The organism is Streptomyces sp. NBC_00704, from assembly GCF_036226605.1.
In the GTDB taxonomy this organism is placed as follows: Bacteria; Actinomycetota; Actinomycetes; order Streptomycetales; family Streptomycetaceae; genus Streptomyces.
This window is the reverse complement of record NZ_CP109000.1, coordinates 6,873,245-6,891,971: the sequence shown is the minus strand read 5'-3', so window position 1 is coordinate 6,891,971 and position 18,727 is coordinate 6,873,245. Positions and strand designations below refer to the sequence as shown.

At 72.9% G+C, this 18,727-nt stretch carries 18 protein-coding genes; 3 read left to right on the top strand and 15 right to left on the bottom strand.

Features of this window, described 5'->3' with window-relative positions; all coding sequences use genetic code 11:
• Positions 1-4: 4 nt before the first annotated feature.
• The 14 genes from OG802_RS29905 to OG802_RS29845 form a co-directional block, all read right to left on the bottom strand.
• Positions 5-646, bottom strand: coding sequence for a phosphorylase family protein (locus tag OG802_RS29905; RefSeq protein ID WP_329415468.1), 642 nt, complete (start codon positions 644-646; stop codon positions 5-7).
• Positions 646-2,667: a squalene--hopene cyclase gene (gene shc / locus OG802_RS29900; RefSeq protein WP_329415466.1), complete on the bottom strand. Its 2,022-nt coding sequence runs from the start codon at positions 2,665-2,667 to the stop codon at positions 646-648. Before shc ends, OG802_RS29905 begins: the two co-directional genes overlap by 1 nt.
• Positions 2,668-2,784: 117 nt before the next feature.
• Positions 2,785-3,927: a polyprenyl synthetase family protein gene (locus OG802_RS29895; protein WP_329415463.1), complete on the bottom strand. Its 1,143-nt coding sequence runs from the start codon at positions 3,925-3,927 to the stop codon at positions 2,785-2,787.
• Positions 3,924-5,429 (bottom strand): hydroxysqualene dehydroxylase HpnE, encoded by a 1,506-nt coding sequence (gene hpnE / locus OG802_RS29890; protein ID WP_329415461.1) that lies wholly within the window; start codon positions 5,427-5,429, stop codon positions 3,924-3,926. Before hpnE ends, OG802_RS29895 begins: the two co-directional genes overlap by 4 nt.
• The gene (locus tag OG802_RS36025) at positions 5,426-5,578 is read right to left on the bottom strand and encodes a DUF6380 family protein (protein ID WP_443055399.1); all 153 of its coding nucleotides are present in this window, start codon (positions 5,576-5,578) and stop codon (positions 5,426-5,428) included. The genes hpnE and OG802_RS36025 overlap by 4 nt, the downstream gene beginning before the upstream one ends.
• Positions 5,578-6,528, bottom strand: coding sequence for a presqualene diphosphate synthase HpnD (gene hpnD, locus OG802_RS29885; RefSeq protein WP_329415459.1), 951 nt, complete (start codon positions 6,526-6,528; stop codon positions 5,578-5,580). Before hpnD ends, OG802_RS36025 begins: the two co-directional genes overlap by 1 nt.
• Positions 6,525-7,436: a squalene synthase HpnC gene (gene hpnC / locus OG802_RS29880; RefSeq protein ID WP_329415457.1), complete on the bottom strand. Its 912-nt coding sequence runs from the start codon at positions 7,434-7,436 to the stop codon at positions 6,525-6,527. Before hpnC ends, hpnD begins: the two co-directional genes overlap by 4 nt.
• A 359-nt stretch (positions 7,437-7,795) precedes the next feature.
• A complete protein-coding gene (locus tag OG802_RS29875; RefSeq protein ID WP_329415454.1) occupies positions 7,796-8,596 on the bottom strand; it encodes an ABC transporter ATP-binding protein in 801 nt (266 codons plus the stop codon).
• Entirely contained in the window at positions 8,589-9,518 is a 930-nt protein-coding gene (locus tag OG802_RS29870; RefSeq protein WP_329415452.1) for an ABC transporter permease, read from the bottom strand. Before OG802_RS29870 ends, OG802_RS29875 begins: the two co-directional genes overlap by 8 nt.
• Before the next feature lie 100 nt (positions 9,519-9,618).
• Positions 9,619-10,503 carry a glycosyltransferase family 2 protein gene (locus OG802_RS29865; protein ID WP_329415450.1) on the bottom strand — a complete coding sequence of 295 codons (885 nt, stop codon included), beginning with the start codon at positions 10,501-10,503 and terminating at the stop codon, positions 9,619-9,621.
• Entirely contained in the window at positions 10,500-11,279 is a 780-nt protein-coding gene (locus tag OG802_RS29860; protein WP_329415447.1) for a CDP-alcohol phosphatidyltransferase family protein, read from the bottom strand. The genes OG802_RS29865 and OG802_RS29860 overlap by 4 nt, the downstream gene beginning before the upstream one ends.
• Positions 11,257-12,318 (bottom strand): iron-containing alcohol dehydrogenase family protein, encoded by a 1,062-nt coding sequence (locus tag OG802_RS29855; protein ID WP_329415446.1) that lies wholly within the window; start codon positions 12,316-12,318, stop codon positions 11,257-11,259. The genes OG802_RS29860 and OG802_RS29855 overlap by 23 nt, the downstream gene beginning before the upstream one ends.
• Positions 12,306-13,058 carry a phosphocholine cytidylyltransferase family protein gene (locus OG802_RS29850; RefSeq protein WP_329415443.1) on the bottom strand — a complete coding sequence of 251 codons (753 nt, stop codon included), beginning with the start codon at positions 13,056-13,058 and terminating at the stop codon, positions 12,306-12,308. The genes OG802_RS29855 and OG802_RS29850 overlap by 13 nt, the downstream gene beginning before the upstream one ends.
• Positions 13,055-14,890 carry a DUF5941 domain-containing protein gene (locus OG802_RS29845; RefSeq protein WP_329415441.1) on the bottom strand — a complete coding sequence of 612 codons (1,836 nt, stop codon included), beginning with the start codon at positions 14,888-14,890 and terminating at the stop codon, positions 13,055-13,057. The genes OG802_RS29850 and OG802_RS29845 overlap by 4 nt, the downstream gene beginning before the upstream one ends.
• Positions 14,891-15,243: 353 nt before the next feature.
• Between OG802_RS29845 and galE the strand changes: the two genes are divergently transcribed.
• The 3 genes from galE (at position 15,244) to idi (ending at position 18,101) form a co-directional block, all read left to right on the top strand.
• Complete coding sequence (gene galE, locus OG802_RS29840) at positions 15,244-16,212, top strand: UDP-glucose 4-epimerase GalE (protein ID WP_329415437.1); 969 nt, start codon at positions 15,244-15,246, stop codon at positions 16,210-16,212.
• Between the two features lie 163 nt (positions 16,213-16,375).
• On the top strand, positions 16,376-17,317 hold the full coding sequence (locus OG802_RS29835) for a cation diffusion facilitator family transporter (protein ID WP_329415435.1): 942 nt from the start codon (positions 16,376-16,378) through the stop codon (positions 17,315-17,317).
• Between the two features lie 190 nt (positions 17,318-17,507).
• Positions 17,508-18,101 (top strand): isopentenyl-diphosphate Delta-isomerase, encoded by a 594-nt coding sequence (gene idi, locus OG802_RS29830; protein ID WP_329415433.1) that lies wholly within the window; start codon positions 17,508-17,510, stop codon positions 18,099-18,101.
• Positions 18,102-18,104: 3 nt separating this feature from the next.
• Here the strand turns inward: idi and OG802_RS29825 are convergent, their stop codons facing one another.
• Positions 18,105-18,623 carry an ATP-binding protein gene (locus OG802_RS29825; RefSeq protein ID WP_329417522.1) on the bottom strand — a complete coding sequence of 173 codons (519 nt, stop codon included), beginning with the start codon at positions 18,621-18,623 and terminating at the stop codon, positions 18,105-18,107.
• Between the last annotated feature and the right edge of the window lie 104 nt (positions 18,624-18,727).

Below are 18,727 nucleotides of genomic sequence, written 5' to 3'. Positions count from 1 at the left end.
TGGCTCACCTCCGGGGGAGCAGAACATTACGGTGCCATTCGAAAAAAGCAGGCAGGACGGAGCGAAGAACGCGGAAAGCCGATATTCCACCGCGTACCGTGCCGATCCGGACGAGTTCATGTTCCGGAGCGTCCACGACCACCCGGACGGCCGCAACCGGGCGCGGCTCGGCGCGCACGGCGCTCAGGAGCGTGGCCGCCGATTCCATGTCGACCGCGATCGCGCCGGTCGCGAGCAGGTCGGCCCGCTCGTGACCGCGGACCACGTGGTCGGAGCCGGTGAGCGGGCCGGTGTGGACGGTCCGTCCGGGCAGGGTGCGCACCAGTTCCTTGACGAGCAGCTCGGTGCCCTCGCAGGGCACGCGGCCGCGCGGGTCCCGGGTCTCGTCGGCGACGACCAGGTCGCCGGGGTGCATGCCGGGGGCGAGTCCGGCGCAGAAGCCCGTGGCCAGCACGGCCGCCCCGCCCAGCACCGGGTCGGCCAGGACGCGGGTGACCGAGCGCTCGGCCGCCCGGGGCCCCATGCCCGTGCGCAGCACGGTGACCGGCCCGTCGGCGCCGCCGCGGTCGCCCATGCGCAGGGCGAGGTGCTCGATGCCGAGCGCGCAGGCGATCAGCAGCGGCGCCGGGACGGGCTGTGCGCTCATCAGCTCCCCTTGCCCTCGGCGGACGCCGTGTGCGGGACGGGCCGCTTACTGAAGGGCTCTCCGTTCACATAGCGGCCGAGCGCGGTCAGCGGGAAGACCTGCCGGTAGAGGTGGTAGTTGATCGAGAAGTCCCAGGGGAAGCCGGTGCCGGTGAAGTACGGCTCGTCCCAGGAGCCGTCCTCCCGCTGGGTCCGGGCCAGCCAGGCCACGCCCCGTTCGACGGCCGGGGAGTCCTTCTCCCCCGCCGCCAGCAGGGCCATCAGCGCCCAGGCCGTCTGGGAGGCCGTCGACGCCCCGCGGGCGCTCCAGCGCGCGGGGTCCTGGTAGGAGCGCAGGTCCTCGCCCCAGCCGCCGTCGTCGTTCTGCACCCGCTCCAGCCAGCCGACCGCCGCGCGGATCGCCGGATGCCGCACCGACAGGCCCGCGGCGGTGAGCGCCGGCACCACGGACCCGGTGCCGTAGACGTAGTTGACGCCCCAGCGTCCGAACCAGGAGCCGTCCGGCTCCTGTTCGGCGAGCAGCCACTCGATCCCGCGCCGGGTGCGCGGGTCGTGCGAGAGGCCCTCGATCGCCAGCATCTCGACGACGTGCGCGGTGACGTCCGCGGACGGCGGGTCGATCACCTCGCCGAAGTCGCAGAACGGCAGCCGGTTGGGGAACGGGCTGGTGTTGTCGACGTCGAAGGCGCCCCAGGCGCCGTTGCGGGACTGCATCCCGAGGTTCCAGCGCACGCCGCGCGCGATGGCCCGGTCCATGCGCTCGGGGTCGTGGTGGCGGACCCGGCGCAGTGCGAGGACGACCTCGGCGGTGTCGTCGATGTCGGGGTAGTTGTCGTTGTGGAACTCGAACGCCCAGCCACCGGGCGGGAGTTGGGGCCTGCGCACCGACCAGTCCCCGGGGCGCACCACCTGTTCGCCGAGCATCCAGTCGGCGGCCTTGACCAGTTGGGGATGGTCGGCGGGCAGTCCGGCGTCGGCGAGAGCGATGGTGGCCAGGCAGGTGTCCCACACGGGCGACTGGCAGGCCTCGATCATCCGGGCGCCGTCCTCGCGCCACACGGTGTAGCGGTCCAGGGACTCCAGCCCGGCCCGCATGACCGGGTGTTCGAGGTCGTAGCCGAGCAGGTGCAGGGCGATGACCGAGTACACGGCGGGCGGCTGGATCCCGCCCCAGCAGCCGTCGTTCTCCTGGCGCTCGATGATCCAGCGCGCGGCGGAGTTCAGGGCCGCCCGGCGCAGTCTGCGCACCGCGACCGACCGGTAGCCGCGCACCACCTTGTCGAGGCGCTGGAAGAGTCCGTCCCAGCTGTTGACCGGGGCAAGGGGCTTGGGCGGGTTGGGGTTCGCGGGGTCGGTGTGCAGCTCGTCGAGCGGGAACGGCGCCGGACGCACCGGGCGCTTGGCGGAGACGACGGTCAGGGGCACGATCGTCTGCCGGGCCCAGCAGCCGAAGTTGTAGATGCTCAGCGGGAACCATTTAGGGAAGAACAAGAGCTCGGGCGGCAGTTCGGGCAGGTCCTCCCACTTCCACCAGCCGAACAGGGCCAGCCAGATCCGGGTGAAGACCCGGGCGGCTGCGATGCCTCCCTGGTCGCGGACCCAGGCGGAGGCGCGGGCCATGTGCGGGGCGTCGGGGGCGTCGCCGGCCAGCCTCAGCGCGACATACGCCTCGACGGTGGCGGACAGGTCGGGCGGGCCGCCGTAGAAGGTGGCCCAGGTGCCGTCCTCGCGCTGCTCGCCGCGCACGAAGAGGGCGGCGGCGCGGGTGGTCGGCTCGTCGCGGATGCCCAGGAACTGGCGCAGCAGCAGATCCTCGGCGTCCATGGTGACGTTGGTCTCCAGGTCGCCCTTCCACCAGCCCTCGGCGTCCTGCCGGGCGAGCAGGAAGTCCGTGGCGAGCCGCATCGCGCGTGCGGCGGCTTCTTGTACCCCGGCCGCCACGGGGATGGTGATGTCGGTTTCGCTGGCCGCGGCAGCGCGGGGCGGCAGGGCCCCGGTGCTTCCGTCGGTCGTCGCTGTCATGGCTTCCCCTTCGTGCAGTGTGCATGTCGTTGCGTCTGCTGTGGGTCCGCCGTCGGCCGGTGTCCTCTCCTCGCACACCGGCCGGCGACTACGCGAGGGCTATTCGACCGATAGTGATCATCTCTTTCGTACGACGACGAAGTCCGCGAGCGCCGTGAACCGGTCCCGGACCTGTTCGGGCATGTCGACGGAGTTCAGGGCCTCGATGGCGACGGTGTGCTGACGGCGTGCCTCCCCGGCGGTCCAGTCGCGGCCGCCCGCCTCCTCGATCAGGGCCGCGCGGGCCGCGAACTCCTCCTCGGAGAAGTTCTCGAAGTCGTTGCTCTTGGCGTCGGCGGCGAGCATCTCGCCGAGCCGCTCGGAGGCCGGGCCCCCGGCCGCGAGGGCGGCCACCACCGGCAGGGACTTCTTGCGCTGGCGCAGGTCGCTCCAGGTCTGCTTGCCCGTGGCCTCCGGGTCGCCCCAGATGCCGAGGAGGTCGTCGACGGCCTGGAAGGCGAGGCCGAGGTGGTAGCCGTACCTCTCCAGCGTGTCGGCGGTGCGGTCGTCCGCGCCGCCGAGCACCGCGCCGATGGAGGAGGCGCAGGCGAGCAGCGCGCCGGTCTTGTTGCCCTCCATCTCCAGGCACTCCTCGACGCTGACGCGGTCGCGGTGCTCGTAGGAGATGTCCTGGGCCTGGCCGTCGATGAGGGCGCGGGTGGCCGTCGTCAGACGGCGGGTGGCGCGGCCGGCCTCCACCGTGCCGAGTTCCAGCAGGACTTCGTTGGCGAGGGCGAACAGCGCGTCGCCGACCAGGATGGCCTGGGCGGGACCGTGGACCTTCCAGACGGTGTCGCGGTGGCGGCGCTGCTCGTCGCCGTCCATCAGGTCGTCGTGCAGGAGGGAGAAGTTGTGGACCAGTTCCACGGCGACCGCGCCGGGGACGCCGGCCTCGGGCGCGGCTCCCGCCACCTCGGCGGAGAGCACGGCGAGCGCCGGGCGCACGGCCTTGCCGCCGTCGCCGTCGGTGGGGTTGCCCTGGGCGTCGATCCAGCCGAAGTGGTAGGCGGCGACCGTGTCCATGGGCGGGGCGAGTCGGTCGACGGCCGCCCGCAGCACCGGTGTGGCCAGGGTGCGGCCGCGCTCCAGGAGCGCGGTCACGTCCACCGCGGTCCGCCGAGCGGCCGGTGAGGCCTGGGGCACAGTGGGCACATTTTCTCCTCTTGTCGCGGTGCCGGAGGGGGTGCGGGGGTGTGCCGGGCCGTGCTGATCGAACTTCACCGGGCGCCCCCTCGCAGGGGAACGCCGGTTCCCTCCGGCTCCCGGCCGGAGGCTCGGGGGGTGTCCCCCGCGACGATGCAGTGGGCCGTCTCCTCGGAGTCGAAGCGACGGCGGGGTCGGGGCCGGCCGAGGGCGCTCAGCGCGGCGTCCGCCGCGTTCACGCCGCTGCGGACCGCACTCTCCATGGTCGCGGGCCACCCGGTGGCGGTCCACGCACCGGCCAGGTACAGGCCGGGGGCTTCGGTGCGGGCGCCGGGCCGCAGGCGGCCGACGCCGGGGGTGGGGGCGAACGTCGCCGTGCGCTCCCGGGTGACGAAGAAGTCCCGCACCCCGGCGCGGCGCGCGCCCGGCAGCAGCCTGCGCAGTTCGGGCAGGTAGCGCTCGCGCAGGGCGGCGACGGGCAGGTCGATGTCGTCCTGCGCGGCGGACTGCGACAGGGCGAGGTACTGGCCGTCGCGCAGTCCGGAGGCGTGGGTGCGGTCGAAGACCCACTGCACGGGGGTGCCGAGCGCGGCGAGGAAGGGCGCGTCGAGGACCTTGCGGTCGTAGACGACGTGGACGTTGAGGATCGGCGCGGTGCCGATCTCCAGCAGCCGTCCGGCGTCGGCGAGCGCGCCCTCGGGCAGCAGGTCGTGCGCCTCGCGCTGGGGGACGGCGAGGACGACCGTGTCCGCCGTGAGCGTCTCCTGCGGGATCCGCACGCTCCATGTCCCGTCCTGCGCGCGGGAGAGGGCGGTGACGCGGGCTCTGACCTCGGTGCGCACACCCGCGGCGTCCAGCGCCCTGCGGGCGAGCCCGTCGTGCAGTTCGCCCAGCGGGACGCGCGCCCAGCCGATGTCGGCGGCGCCCGGGGCGGAGAGCAGGCCGGTCTTGAACACCATCGCGGCCAGCCCGAGCGAGCACTGGCCGGCGACCGCGTTGAGGGTGGCGACGCCGACCAGGTCCCACAGGGCCTCGACGGCGCGCGGGGACTGGCCGTGCGCGGTCAGCCAGCTCCCGAAGTCCTGTGCGTCCAGGGCGGGATCGGCGAGGTCGAGCCCTTTGAGGGCGAGCGCCGCCCGGCCCACGGCGACGCGCTCGGCGAGGGAGAGATGCGGGTACGCGGCGAGGCTGCGACCCAGGTGCAGCGGCACGGGCAGCGCGTCGCGCCGCAGTCTGCCCAGGCGCCGGCCCTCGGGCTTGGCGACGTCGACGACGGGCACGTCGAGACGGTCCTGCAGCGGAGCCAGGGCGCTGCCCCCGACGCGGTCCAGGAACCAGCGGTAGGCGGTGCAGCAACGCAGGTACACGTGCTGGCCGTTGTCGACGGTCAGCTCGCCGCGCCGGAAGGAGAAGGCCAGGCCGCCGAGCCGGGGGCGGCCTTCGAGCAGGGTGACGCGCACGCCCGCGTCGGCGAGCGCGAGCGCGGCGGTGACGCCGGCGATCCCGCCCCCGACGACGACGGCGGTGCGCCCCGGGGAGGCGGGCGCCCGCGTCGCGTCCGCCTGCTGCTCGTCGTTCATCGTGCACCCTCCCGTGCGGGCCGGCCGTGGTGCCTGAACTCTGCACGGCAGGCCGTCGCAGTCAGGGACGCCGCGCCGCGTCGGAGGGTTGCGCGCCGCTTTTCCGCGGCGTCGCCGCCCTGGCCCTGCCCGTCGCCCGCCGCGTCCATCAGGTGTGCCTCCTGACGGCGCGCCGCGACACGTGCCGGGCGTCCAGGCCCGACAGCCCGCGCACGGCGACGAAGGCCTTCTCCCGGCCGGGCAGCGAGACACGGCCGCGCAGCACGGCCTCGGGGTCGCGCTCGATGCGGTCCAGGAGACGGCGGTAGATGCCGGCCATGGCGGCGACGCAGGCGCCGCTGCGCCGGTCGAGCAGGGGCAGCAGCCGGTATCCCTCGGCGAAGAGGGTGCGGGCCCGGCGCACCTCGAAGTGCACGAGACCGGCGAAGTCGGAGCCCTCCGGCGGCTTCGGGCCGTCGAACCCGGCCGAGCAGCCGAACTTGGCGAGGTCGTCGGCGGGCAGATAGGTGCGGCCGCCCTCGGCGTCCTCGCGGACGTCGCGCAGGATGTTGGTGAGCTGGAGCGCGAGACCGAGCGTGTCCGCGTACTCCGGTGCGCGCTCGGCGCCGCGCGCCCCCGGCTCGGTGCCGAACACGCCGAGCGAGAGCCGCCCGATGGCGCCCGCCACGCAGCGGCAGTACGTCTTCAGGTCGTCCCAGGTCTCGTAGGTCTCGCCGCGCACGTCCATCAGGACGCCGTCGATCAGCTCGTCCAGGCCGCCCAGCGGGACCGGGAAGGCCCGGGCCGTGTGCGCGAGGGCGACGGCCACGGGGTCGGTGTCGTCCTCGTCGACCTCGCCGGCCCGGACCCGGGTCAGCAGCGCCCGGGTGTCCTCCAGCCTGGCGGCCTTGACGTCGTCGTCCAGCGCGCCGTCGCCGATGTCGTCGACGCGGCGCGAGAACGCGTACAGCGCGGACATCGCGCGGCGCTTCGGTGTGGGCAGCAGCCTGATGCCGTACGCGAAGTTCCGGGCCTGCTGCCCGGTGACGGTCTCGCAGTAGCTGTAGGCGGCGAGTACCGGTGCGGACGCGTGCGGTGACGACTCCACGCTCCGGATCACCCCTCTCCTCGCAGAGTCACGCCCGCCTCGCGCAGCAACTGGAGCTTGCCGGGCTTGGGCGGGCCGGGAAGTACGTCGTGATCGGCGGCGGCGATCGCTCGGATCGCCGCCCGCCCCCCCGCCACGAAGCCCGCGAGCAGCAGTCTCAGCCTGCCGTGGACGCTACCCACCAGGGGGGCGCCTTCATTCAGGAGATCGCTCGCGCGTTGCGCCTCGAACGCGACCAGCGCGCGCACCGAGGCGTTCGAGGTGCGCGCGGCGAGGTCCGCCTCCTGGACGTGGAAGCGCTTCATGTCGGCGGCGGGCAGGTAGACGCGGTCGCGGCCGAGGTCCTCGGCCACGTCCTGCAGGTGTTCGACGATCTGCAGTGCGGTGCAGATCGCGTCGGAGCGCCGGATCCGCTCGGGGGTCGCGGCGCCGGTGACGGCGAGGACGAGACGGCCGACGGGGTTGGCGGACAGTTCGCAGTAGGCGACGAGATCGTCGTAGGTCTCGTAGCGGGCGACGAGCTGGTCCTGGCGGTTGGCCGCGATCAGGCCGAGGAAGGGCTCCGGGGTGAGCGAGCGGCGGCGCACGGTCGGCTGGAGGCGGCGCAGCAGGGGGTGGCGGGGCGGGCCGTCGGAACCGCCGAAGACCCGGCGCAGGTCGGCCTCGAAGGCGTCCAGCAGCGCGAGGCGGTCCCCGGCCCCGGCGGCCGGCACGCCGAGGAGGCGGGCGTCCTCGCCGCCGGGGGCCAGGTCGCCGTCGCCGATGTCGTCCACGAGCCGGGCGTAGCCGTACACGGCCATGAGGTCCTCGCGCCAGACTCGGGGGAGGAAGAACGGGGCCACGGGGAAGTTCTCGTGCGCCGCTTTGGCGAGGGTGCTCCGTTCGGGGTCGCCGGTGTGCGGCGCCGTGGCCGCCGTCACCGTCGTCCGCCCGTGGCCGGGACGGCGCGGCCTGCGTCGAGCTGGGGAGTTTCCGTAGCCATTGCCGTCACATCTCCCGTTCTACACTGCCGACCCAATAGGCACTATTTCGGACACGCCGCCCGGCCGTCCGCGCGGCGACCCCGACCAGGGGCGCCGCGTAGTATCGCCCCACTTGCCGCGTTTCGGGACCGGTCCAGCTTACGTTGTACAACGCGGCAGGGATCTCGGGGGTGTCCCGGACATCACAAGAACACACCGATTGGCGTCAAGATTCCTTGGGGAAGCACGAGTTGACGCTTCTTTTGCAGACGCGGGGCCCCGCCGGACAGTTCCGGCGGGGCCCTGGCCGAAACGCCCTACTTGCCGGTGAACTTCTCGTACGCCTTGAGGACCTCTTCGGTCGGGCCGTCCAGGCGCAGTTCGCCCCGTTCCAGCCACAGGACCCGGTCGCAGGTGTCGCGGATGGACTGGTTGCTGTGGCTGACCAGGAACACGGTGCCGGCGTGCTCGCGCAACTCCCGCACCCGTGCCTCGGACCGCCGGCGGAACTTGGCGTCGCCGGTGGCCAGCGCCTCGTCGATCATCAGCACGTCGTGGTCCTTCGCCGCGGCGATGGAGAACCGCAGCCGGGCCTGCATGCCGGAGGAGTAGGTGCGCATCGGCAGGCTGATGAAGTCGCCCTTCTCGTTGATGCCGGAGAAGTCGACGATCTCCTGGTAGCGCTCCTTGATCTGCTCGCGGGACATGCCCATGGCCAGGCCGCCGAGCGTCACGTTGCGTTCGCCGGTGAGGTCGTTCATCAGGGCCGCGTTGACGCCGAGCAGCGAGGGCTGGCCGTCGGTGTAGACCTTGCCGCGCTCGGGCGGCAGCAGCCCCGCGATGGCGCGCAGCAGCGTGGACTTGCCCGAGCCGTTGGAGCCGATCAGCCCGATGGCCTCGCCGCGGTGGGCGACGAAGGACACGCCCCGCACCGCGTGCACCTTGCGCACCCCGCGCTGTGCGTCGTCGGAGCCCCGCTTGACGATGCGGCTCAGCGCGGCGGTGGCGCTGCCCTTGCCGGACCTGACGCCGTTGACGCGGTAGACGATGTGGACGTCGTCGGCGATGACGGTCGGCACGCGCCCGCCCGTGCGCTGCGCCGGGAGCGACTCAACCACGGCCGTACCTCTCCTCGGCCTTCCAGAAGTACACGAAGCCGCCGACGGCGACCACCACGGCCCAGCCGGCCGCGACCGCCCAGACGTGGTCGGGGAGGTTCGCGGCGTCGTACTCCTCGATGAGCGCGAAGCGCATCAGGTCCATGTAGATGGCGGCCGGGTTCCACTGCAGGATGTTCGCCGCCCACTGCGGCTTGTCCGCGAGGAAGACCGGGATGGAGAACATCACGCCGGAGGCGTACATCCACGTCCGCATCACGAACGGCATCAGCTGCGCCAGGTCCGGGGTGTGCGCGCCGGCCCGGGCGAAGATCAGCGCCAGGCCGGTGTTGAAGCAGAACTGCAGGGCGAGGACGGGGACGATCAGCGCCCAGGACAGGTCCGGGTAGCTGCCCATGCCGATCACCACGAGGAACAGCACGAGCATGGAGTACAGCAGTTGCTGGAGCTGTTGCAGGGCGAAGGAGATGGGCAGCGAGGCGCGCGGGAAGTGCAGGGCGCGGACCAGTCCGAGGTTGCCGGAGATGGCGCGCACGCCGCTCATCACGGAGGTCTGCGTGAAGGTGAACACGAAGACGCCGGTGACGAGGAAGGGGATGTAGACGTTCTTGGGCATCCCCCGGCCCGCGCCGAGGAGCAGGCCGAAGATCATGAAGTAGACGGCCGCGTTCAGCAGCGGCGTGGCCACCTGCCAGACCTGGCCGAGCTTGGCCTGGCTGTACTGCGCGGCCAGCTTCGCCCGGGAGAACGCCAGGATGAAGTGGCGGCGGCCCCACAGCTGGCGGACGTACTCCGTCAGCCGGGGGCGGGCGCCGCTCACGGCCAGCCCGTACTTGGCGGCCAGCTGCGCCGCCGTGAGGCCCTCGTCGGGCGACGGAGGCGCGCTCACGGCGACTCCGACGTCATGCGTTGTCTCACTCACAAGTAGGAACTTTCGTCTTCGGGATGCGCAGCCTTGACCGGGCCGGCGGGAGCCGGGAGACCCGTGGTGGGGCCCGGGGGTGTCCTCGGGGACGAGCTTGTCAGACGACCGGGGGCCGGCCCAGCCGGGTGAGCCGCCACACCGTACGCCACTTCATGGGCCGGCGGGGCCCGCACGACGTGGTCCATCCCTCCCGGAACCCGCCGAACCACGCCTTGAGCGCGGCCCCCGAGGGGCGGCGGGCGAGGGTCAGCAGCAGCCACACGCCGAGGTAGACGGGGACCAGGGGGGCGGGCAGGTTGCGGCGGGCCAGCCAGACGCGGTTGCGGGCCACCATGCGGTGGTACACCGCGTGCCGCGAGGGCGCGGTCGTGGGGTGGTGGAGCACCATGTCGGACCGGTAGTCGATCATCCAGCCCGCGTCGAGGGCCCGCCAGGCGAGGTCGGTCTCCTCATGGGCGTAGAAGAACGCGTCCGGGAGGCCGCCCACCTGCGCGAAGACCTTGGTGCGCACGGCGTTGGCGCCGCCGAGGAAGGTGGTGACCCGGGAGGAGCGCATCGGGTCCGAGGCGCGCAGCCGGGGCACGTGACGGCGCTGGGTGACGCCCGTGTCCGGATCGGCGATCCGAAAGCCGACGATGCCGAGCCTCGGGTCGGCCGCGAAGGCCCTACGGCACAGCTCCGCCGTGTCGCGCCGCGCGAGGAGGCCGTCGTCGTCGAGGAACAGCAGGACGTCGACGTCGCGGCCGCTGGGTCCGAAGGCCTCGATGCCCACGTTGCGGCCGCCGGGGATGCCGAGGTTCTCGGGCAGTTCGACCGTGCGGACGCCCTCGGGGACGGCCGGGACGGGCGCGCCGTTGCCGACGACGACCACCTCGACGCGGTCGCCGTCCTGCCCGGCTATCGAGTCGAGCAGGGCGCGCAGCTCGTCGGGGCGGTCGCCCATGGTGATGACGACCGCGCCGACCTTGAGTGCGGCGCTCACTTCAGCCTGCTCGACACGAGGATGGACACCAGGTGCAGCAGCGTCTGCAACAGCGCGATCCCGGCGAGGACGGCGACGCCGAGCCGGGAGTAGAACAGGTCGCCGTGCACCTGGTCGAGGACGGCCAGCACCAGGATGAGCAGGGACGCCTCGATGCCGAGGATCAGCCGGTGGAACTTGAGCGCCGCGGCCGCCCGGCGGGCCAGCGCCATGCCGGAGGAGCGCGGCTCGGACGCCGCCTCCTTGACCGGCGGCAGGCCGCCCTGGTGACGGGCGACGCCGACGAGGTCCGTCTCGGCCTTGATCAGGATCGCGCCCAGCGCGGCCAGGGTGCCGAGGAAGGCCCACAGCCAGTCGATCCGCCCGCTGCCCCACAGGTCGGCGGCGCGCAGACCGAAGCCGACGAGCACCGCCGCGTCGGTCAGGTACGCGCCGACCCGGTCCAGGTAGACCCCGGCCAGCGAGTACTGCTTCTTCCAGCGGGCGACCTCGCCGTCGACGCAGTCCAGCAGCAGGTACATCTGGACGCAGACCACGCCGAGCACCGCGCCCCAGATCCCCGGCACCAGCAGGGCCGGGGCCGCGAGCACGCCGAAGACGGTCATCAGGTACGTGAGCTGGTTGGGCGTGACCCTGGTGGTCACCAGGTAGCGGTCCACCCGCAGGGACACCTCGCGCATGTAGAGGCGTCCCATCCAGTGCTCACCGCTGCGCCGGTCCTTCACCCCCGGAGGGTGCACGACCGGTCTGAGTTCAGCTACCGATGGCCTTGACATAGTCGGCGTAGACGTCCTTGATCTGTTCGGTCTTGAGGTCGAGGTGTTCGAGGATCGTGTAGCGGCCGGGCCGGGTCTCGGGGGCGAACTCCACGGCCCGGACGAACTCGTCCACCGTGAAGCCGATGTCCTCGGGCAGGACCGGCAGTCCGTGGCGGCGCAGCACCTGCGCCATGTAGGCCGACTCCTCGTGCGCCCCGCGCAGGTACATCGCGAAGGCCGCGCCGAGGCCGCACTGCTCGCCGTGGGCGGCGGCCCGCTTGGGGAAGAGCAGGTCGAAGGCGTGGTTGATCTCGTGGCAGGCCCCGGAGGAGGGGCGGGAGTCGCCCGACACCGACATGGCGATCCCGCTGAGCACCAGCGCCTCGGCCAGGACCTGGAGGAACCCGGTGTCCTGGATGCCGCCCGGGTGCCGGAGCACGGCCTCGCCGGCCTGGCGGGCGATCGCGGCGGCCAGGCCGTCGATCTTCTCGCCCTTGACCCGGTTGGCCAGCTCCCAGTCCGCGATGGCCGAGATGTTCGACACCGCGTCGCCGATGCCGGCGCGCACGAACCGCACCGGGGCCTCGCGGATGACGTCCAGGTCGATCACGACGGCGATCGGGTTCGGCACGCCGTAGGAGCCGCGCCCCGCGTCGTTGTCGAGGGTGGCGACCGGCGAGCACAGTCCGTCGTGCGCGAGGTTGGTGGGCACGGCGACGAGCGGGAGGCCGACGCGGGCGGCCGCGAACTTGGCGCAGTCGATGATCTTGCCGCCGCCCAGTCCCACGACGGCGTCGAAGTGGCCGGCCTTTATGTCGCCGGCCAGCCGGACGGCGTCGTCGAGGGTGCCGCCGCCCACCTCGTACCAGGTGGCGCCGGGCAGCGCCGGGGTGAGGCGTTCGCGCAGCCGGGCGCCCGAGCCGCCGCTGACGGCGATCGCGAGCTTGCCCGAGTGCGAGATGCGCTCGTCGGCGAGGACCCCGACCAGGTCGTCGAGGGCGCCGGGGCGGATGTCGACGACGACGGGCGAGGGGATCAGCCGGGTCAGTACTGGCACGCGATCTCCCGTCCCCGGGCGAGGTCGTCGTGGTTGTCGATCTCGACCCACGCGACGTCGCCGATCGGCGCCACGTCGATGCGGAAGCCGCGGTTCACCAGCTCCTGGTAGCCGTGCTCGTAGAACTGCTGCGGGTCGGTCTCCCACACGGTCTTGAGCGCGTCGGCCAGTTCCGGGGCGGCGTCGCCCTCGATGAGGGTGACGCCGATGTACTCGCCGGTCGCCTCGGCCGGGTCCATCAGCTTGGTGATCCTCGTCATGCCCTTGCCGGGGTCGACGACGACCTTCATCTCCTCGTCGGCGAGGGACTTCACGGTGTCCGTCGCGAGGATGATCCGCCTGCCCTCACCGCGCGCGGCGAGCAGCGTCCGCTCCACGGAGACCGGGTGCACGGTGTCGCCGTTGGCGAGGATCACGCCGTCCTTGAGGGCGTCGCGGCCGCACCACAGGGAGTAGGCGTTGTTCCACTCCTCGGCCTTGTCGTTGTCGATCAGGGTCAGCTTGAGGCCGTACTTGGCCTCCAGCGCCGCCTTGCGCTCGTACACGGCCTCCTTGCGGTAGCCGACGATCACCGCGGCCTCGGTCAGACCGATCTCGGCGAAGTTGCCGAGCGTCAGGTCCAGCACCGTGGGCTCGCCCTCTATGCCGGCCGGTCCCACCGGCACCAGCGCCTTGGGCAGGCTGTCGGTGTAGGGACGCAGACGCCGTCCGGCGCCGGCCGCCAGCACGAGGCCGATCATGCGGGTTCTCCTTCATCGTGTACGGCGGGGGCCCCTGCGGACACCCAGAAGCGGATGCTCTCGGCGAGCACCACCAGGGCGACGGCCACGGCGAGCACCGTGAGCGCGACCTCGAACTGCGAGGCGGTGAGCAGCGCGGCCAGCACGGCCACGAGCAGCGTCCGCCCTTCCTGCCCCCCGACGGCGCGCACCAGCCAGGCCGGCGGCGCTCCGGCGTTGCCGCGGATGCGGTACACCGTGTCGTAGTGATGGTAGGCGACGGCGGCCACCAGGCCGAAAGCCGCGGGAAGCGCCGCACCGCCCCCGGACTTCGCCGCGAGGATGAGGACCGTGCCGTATTCGGCGGCCCGGAAGAACGGCGGGATCAGCCAGTCCAGGGCGCCCTTGAGGGGGTGGGAGAGCGCCTCGGCGGACAGCGCGACGTAGACCAGCGCCGCCAGGACGAGCCACCAGCTCGCTCCCCACGCCCACGCGGCGCCGGTCACCAGGACGGCGCCGACGGCGGCGGCGAGGGGGGCGGTGCGCCGGGGCCCGCCCGGCGCGAAGCGGATCAGCGGTTCGGCGAGCGGGCCGGTGTCGGCGAGGTCGGCCAGCGCCCGGGCCGCGCGGTCGGTGCGCCGGGCCTTGCGGGTCAGGGAGCGCAGCACCCGTCCCGCGGTGGTGTAGGTCGCCGCGAAGGCGCAGCCGATCAGCAGCGCGACGAGGGTGATGCGCGGAGTCGTCAGGGCGGTGAGTACGGCGATCATGGCCCATCGTTCGCCGATGGGCAGCACTATCATCCGCCGCACCCAGACCGTCCAGCCGACGCTGTCGAGCTTGTCGGAGAGGGCGGCGGTGGGGCTGGTGTTGGCGGTGGCGTCGTGGTTGGCCTCGGTGAAGGAGAAGTCCACGACGTGCCGGCAGGTCTGCAGGATCATCGCGCCCAGCGCGAGCGCCCATACGTCGTCGGTGCCGCCGCCGCGAGACGCGCCGAGCGCGAGGCCGGCGTAGTAGGCGTACTCCTTGGCCCGGTCGAAGGTGGCGTCGAGCCACGCGCCGAGCGTGGAGTACTGCAACGAGTAGCGGGCGAGCTGTCCGTCGGTGCAGTCGAGCACGAAGGACGCGATGAGCAGGACGCCGGCCGCGACGAACCCGGCGCGCGTGCCCGTGGCCGCGCAGCCCGCCGCGATCAGCGCGGTGATCAGCGAGGCGGTGGTGACCTGGTTCGGGGTGAGGCCGCGGCGGGCGCACCAGCGGGCGAGATAGCGCGAGTACGGGCTGATGAAGTGGGTGGTGAAGAAGCCGTCGCGGGCCTTGACGGCCGACTTCAGCCGGACGGCCTCGTCGTCCACGGCGGCCACGGCCTGGCGTGCCTCGTTGCGGGCCTGCGGGTCGGCGGGGACCTCGGCGACGAGGCTGCCCAGCTCCGGGCGGTGCACGTCGACGCCGTCGGCGTCGAGGGAGGCGACGATGCGGTCGGCGAGGCTGTCGACGTCCTCCACGCTCGACGTGGTCCGCGCGAGGGCGCCGGCCGTGGCGCTCCCCGCGGAGGCGGAGTTCTCGCGGGCCATCGCACGGGTCAGGGCCTGGCGGCCGGCCGGCTGCGCGGTCACCGCGCCCGGGATCGCGGCGAGCGGGAAGCGGGGGTCGGTGAGGCCGAGGCGCAGCGCGTGCCCGTGGCCCACGAAGCGGGCGTCCACGACGGCGACGCGTTCGTCGCCCGGGACGGCGGCGAGGAGGGTCTCGGCGTCACCGGCGTCGGCGGCGGTGCGGACGTCGAAGCCGAGGGACCGCAGATCGCCCTCGATCGACGATCCGGGGACCGGCGAGCCGGTGAGGATGGCGGTCGACAACCGAACTCACTCCCTGGTCCGGCGCGCACGCCGGTCATGTACACAACGGGGGGCGGCCCCTTGGCCGCACCGGCGTCTCACCGGTGGCCGCGCCAGGCGGGCGGCATGTCGGCTGAGGCTATCGGATGCCGACGGGGCCGTGTTCACCGCCCGTTCGGGCCCGATCGGCCCCGGTCCGGCGGACCGGCCCGCACCCCTGCCCGGACCCGGTTCGGCCCCGGCTTGAACCGGCCTTTGCCGAGATCATCATCGGTGATCGGCGGCCCGTCGGACAAACCGTGCCGCACAGAGCCGACATCGCCGACAAAGCCCGCCCCGCCGCGGCCGGCACGCGTCGGCATAGGGTTTCAGGCATGACGTGGCTGATCACCGGCGGAGCCGGATACATTGGGGCGCATACGGCACGGTCGATGACCGGGGCCGGCGAGCGCGTCGTCGTGGTGGACGATCTGTCCACGGGCTCGGCCGTGCGGCTCGGCGCGGACGTCACCCTCGTGCGGGGCTCGGCCCTCGACACCGGCCTGATCGAGCGGGTCCTCGCCGAGCACTCCGTGACGGGCGTGGTGCATCTGGCCGCGCACAAGCAGGTCGGCGAATCGGTGGCGCGGCCCACCCGCTACTACCGGGACAACGTCGGCGGCCTGGCCGCCCTGCTCGAGGTGGTCGCCGCGGCCGGTGTGCGGCGGTTCCTGTTCTCCTCCTCCGCGGCCGTCTACGGCAACCCCGATGTGGACCTCATCACGGAGGACACCCCGTGCGCGCCGGTGAACCCCTACGGCGAGACCAAGCTCGCCGGCGAATGGCTGGTGCGGGCGGCCGGACAGGCGCACGGCATCGCGACGACGTGCCTGCGCTACTTCAACGTGGCCGGGGCCATGGCGCCCGAACTCGCCGACACCGGCGTCTTCAACATCGTCCCCATGGTGTTCGACCGGCTCACCCGCGACGAGGCCCCGCGGATCTTCGGCGCCGACTACGACACCCCGGACGGGACCTGCGTCCGCGACTACATCCACGTCGCCGATCTGGCCGAGGCGCACCTCGCGGCGGCCCGGCGGCTGTCCGCGCCGGACGCGGCGGGCGACCTCACGGTGAACATCGGCCGCGGCGAGGGCGTGTCCGTGCGCGAGCTGGTCACGCTCATCGGCGAGGTCACCGGCGACGACCGGCCCGCGGTCGTCGAGGGCCGCAGGCCCGGGGACGCCCCGCGCGCGGTGGCCTCGGCGGAGCTGGCGGCCCGGGAACTGGGGTGGAAGGCCCGGCGGGGCATGCGCGAGATGGTCGACTCGGCCTGGCGCGGCTGGCAGCTCCATCACGCCTGAGGCCCGGCGGCGCGCACCGTCCCGCGACGCCCTGACCTGGGCATCGTTTCCGCAGGTCAGGGCAGATGACAACGGTATTCGGTACCGCGTTGCCCGATACCCCCCACCCGTAGTTCACTGGGGTCCCGGGCGGCACACGACCGATCACGAAGGGGCGGCTTCCATGGGGGCTGGGCACGACCACGGCCACACCCACGCGCACGCGCCGGCCACCGGCACGGCCGCTGCGGCGTACCAAGGCAGGCTGCGGGTCGCCCTGTCGATCACGATCGGCGTCATGGTGGTCGAGATCGTCGGCGGGCTGGTTGCCGACTCCCTCGCGCTGGTCGCGGACGCCGCGCACATGGCGACGGACGCGCTGGGCCTCGGGATGGCGCTGCTCGCCATCCACTTCGCCAACCGGCCGCCGAGCACCCACCGCACCTTCGGGCTGGCCCGCGCGGAGATCCTCGCCGCCCTCGCCAACTGCCTGCTGCTGCTCGGGGTGGGCGGCTACGTCCTGTACGAGGCGGTGCAGCGGTTCCTCACCCCGGCGCCCACCGAGGCCGGGCTGATGATCTGGTTCGGCGCGATCGGCCTCGTCGCGAACATGGTGTCCCTCACCCTGCTGATGCGCGGCCAGGCGGAGAGCCTGAACGTGCGCGGGGCGTTCCTGGAGGTGGTCGCCGACGCGCTCGGCTCGGTGGCGGTGATCATCTCGGCGGTGGTGATCCTCACCACCGGCTGGCGGGCCGCGGACCCGGTCGCCTCGCTCGTCATCGGCCTGATGATCGTGCCGAGGACGGTGAAGCTGCTGCGCGAGACGCTCGACGTGCTGCTGGAGTCGGCCCCCAAGGACGTCGACATGGCCGACGTGCGGTCCCACATCCTGGCCCTGGACGGGGTGCGGGACGTCCACGACCTGCACGCCTGGACGATCACCTCGGGGATGCCGGTGCTGTCGGCGCACGTGGTGGTGGCCTCGGACGCGCTCGACGCGATCGGCCACGAGAAGATGCTGCACGAGCTCCAGGGCTGCCTCGGCGACCACTTCGACGTGGAACACTGCACCTTCCAGCTGGAGCCCGTCGGACACGCGCAGCACGAGGCCCGGCTCTGTCACTGAGCGTGCCCGCGCGGCGCGCACGCGTACCCGCACAGGCGTTCTTGGCGGTTCCCCGGCCGTGCGGGCGGGCAAGATCAGCTACCGGGTCTCCTGCCGCGCGCGGGACATGCGCGCTCTTCGCGCGAAGTGCCGGGAGTGCCGGGCGCGTACGGCAGACTGGGGACGCGAGGACCGATGCTTAAGGATGGGTATGCCGATCACACCTGCCACCGCGACACACAACTCGTCGAACGGCACCGCTGACGCGATCTTGCTGGAGCTGGTCGACGAGGACGGCGTCACGATCGGCACCGCGGAGAAGCTCGCCGCCCACCAGCCGCCGGGACAACTGCACCGCGCCTTCTCGGTGTTCCTCTTCGACGAACGCGGCAGGCTGCTGCTCCAGCAGCGGGCGCTCGGCAAGTACCACTCCCCCGGCGTGTGGTCGAACACCTGCTGCGGTCATCCCTATCCCGGCGAGGCGCCGTTCGCGGCGGCGGCGCGGCGCACGTTCGAGGAGCTGGGCGTCTCCCCGTCGCTGCTCGCCGAGGCCGGCACCGTCCGCTACAACCACCCCGACCCGGACTCCGGGCTGGTGGAGCAGGAGTACAACCACCTGTTCGTCGGGCTGGTGCAGGCGCCGCTGCGGCCGGACGCCCGGGAGGTCGGCGACACGGCCTTCGTCACGGCCGCCGAACTGGCCGAGCGGCACGCCGAGGCCCCGTTCTCCTCCTGGTTCATGACCGTGCTGGACGCCGCGCGGCCGGCCGTCCGGGAGCTGACCGGCCCCTCGGCCGGCTGGTGACGGTCAGGGCAGCCGCACCGGCCTGAGCGGCAGGGCGGCCCAGATCACCTTGCCGCCGCTCGCCGTGTGCTCGACGTCGCAGGCCCCGCCCGCCTCCCTGGTGATCTCCCGCACGAGGAGCAGTCCGCGGCCGCCCGTGCGGCCGTGGTCGGTCTCCAGGGCCGTCGGACGGTAGGGGTGGCTGTCCTCGACGGAGACCCGGACCCACTCGGCTCCGACGGCGATCTCCACCGCCAGCGTGGGCGACAGCACCGCCGCGTGCCGCACGGCGTTGGTCACCAGTTCGGAGACGATCAGCAGCACCCCCTGGGCCAGGTCGTCGGTGATCGGCACGCCCTGGCGGTGCAGCAGGTCGCGCACGGCGTGCCGCGCCTGGGGGACGGAGGCGTCCACGGCGGCCGCGGTGAAACGCCACACGCCCTCGTAGGGCAGCGGTCGCGGTTCGGCCTCCTTGGGAAGTCCGGTAGGTGCGGCCGGTCCGCCCGCTGGGCGTGGGTCGGGCCCGCGCCCGTGATCGTCCATCGTCCGGTCGCCGCCCTCGCGCTCGATTGTCGCCACACGTCGAGTGTGGGAACGAGACGCCCGCCGCCGCAGGACTGAACAGAAGTCAGCGATTAATGAGCGTT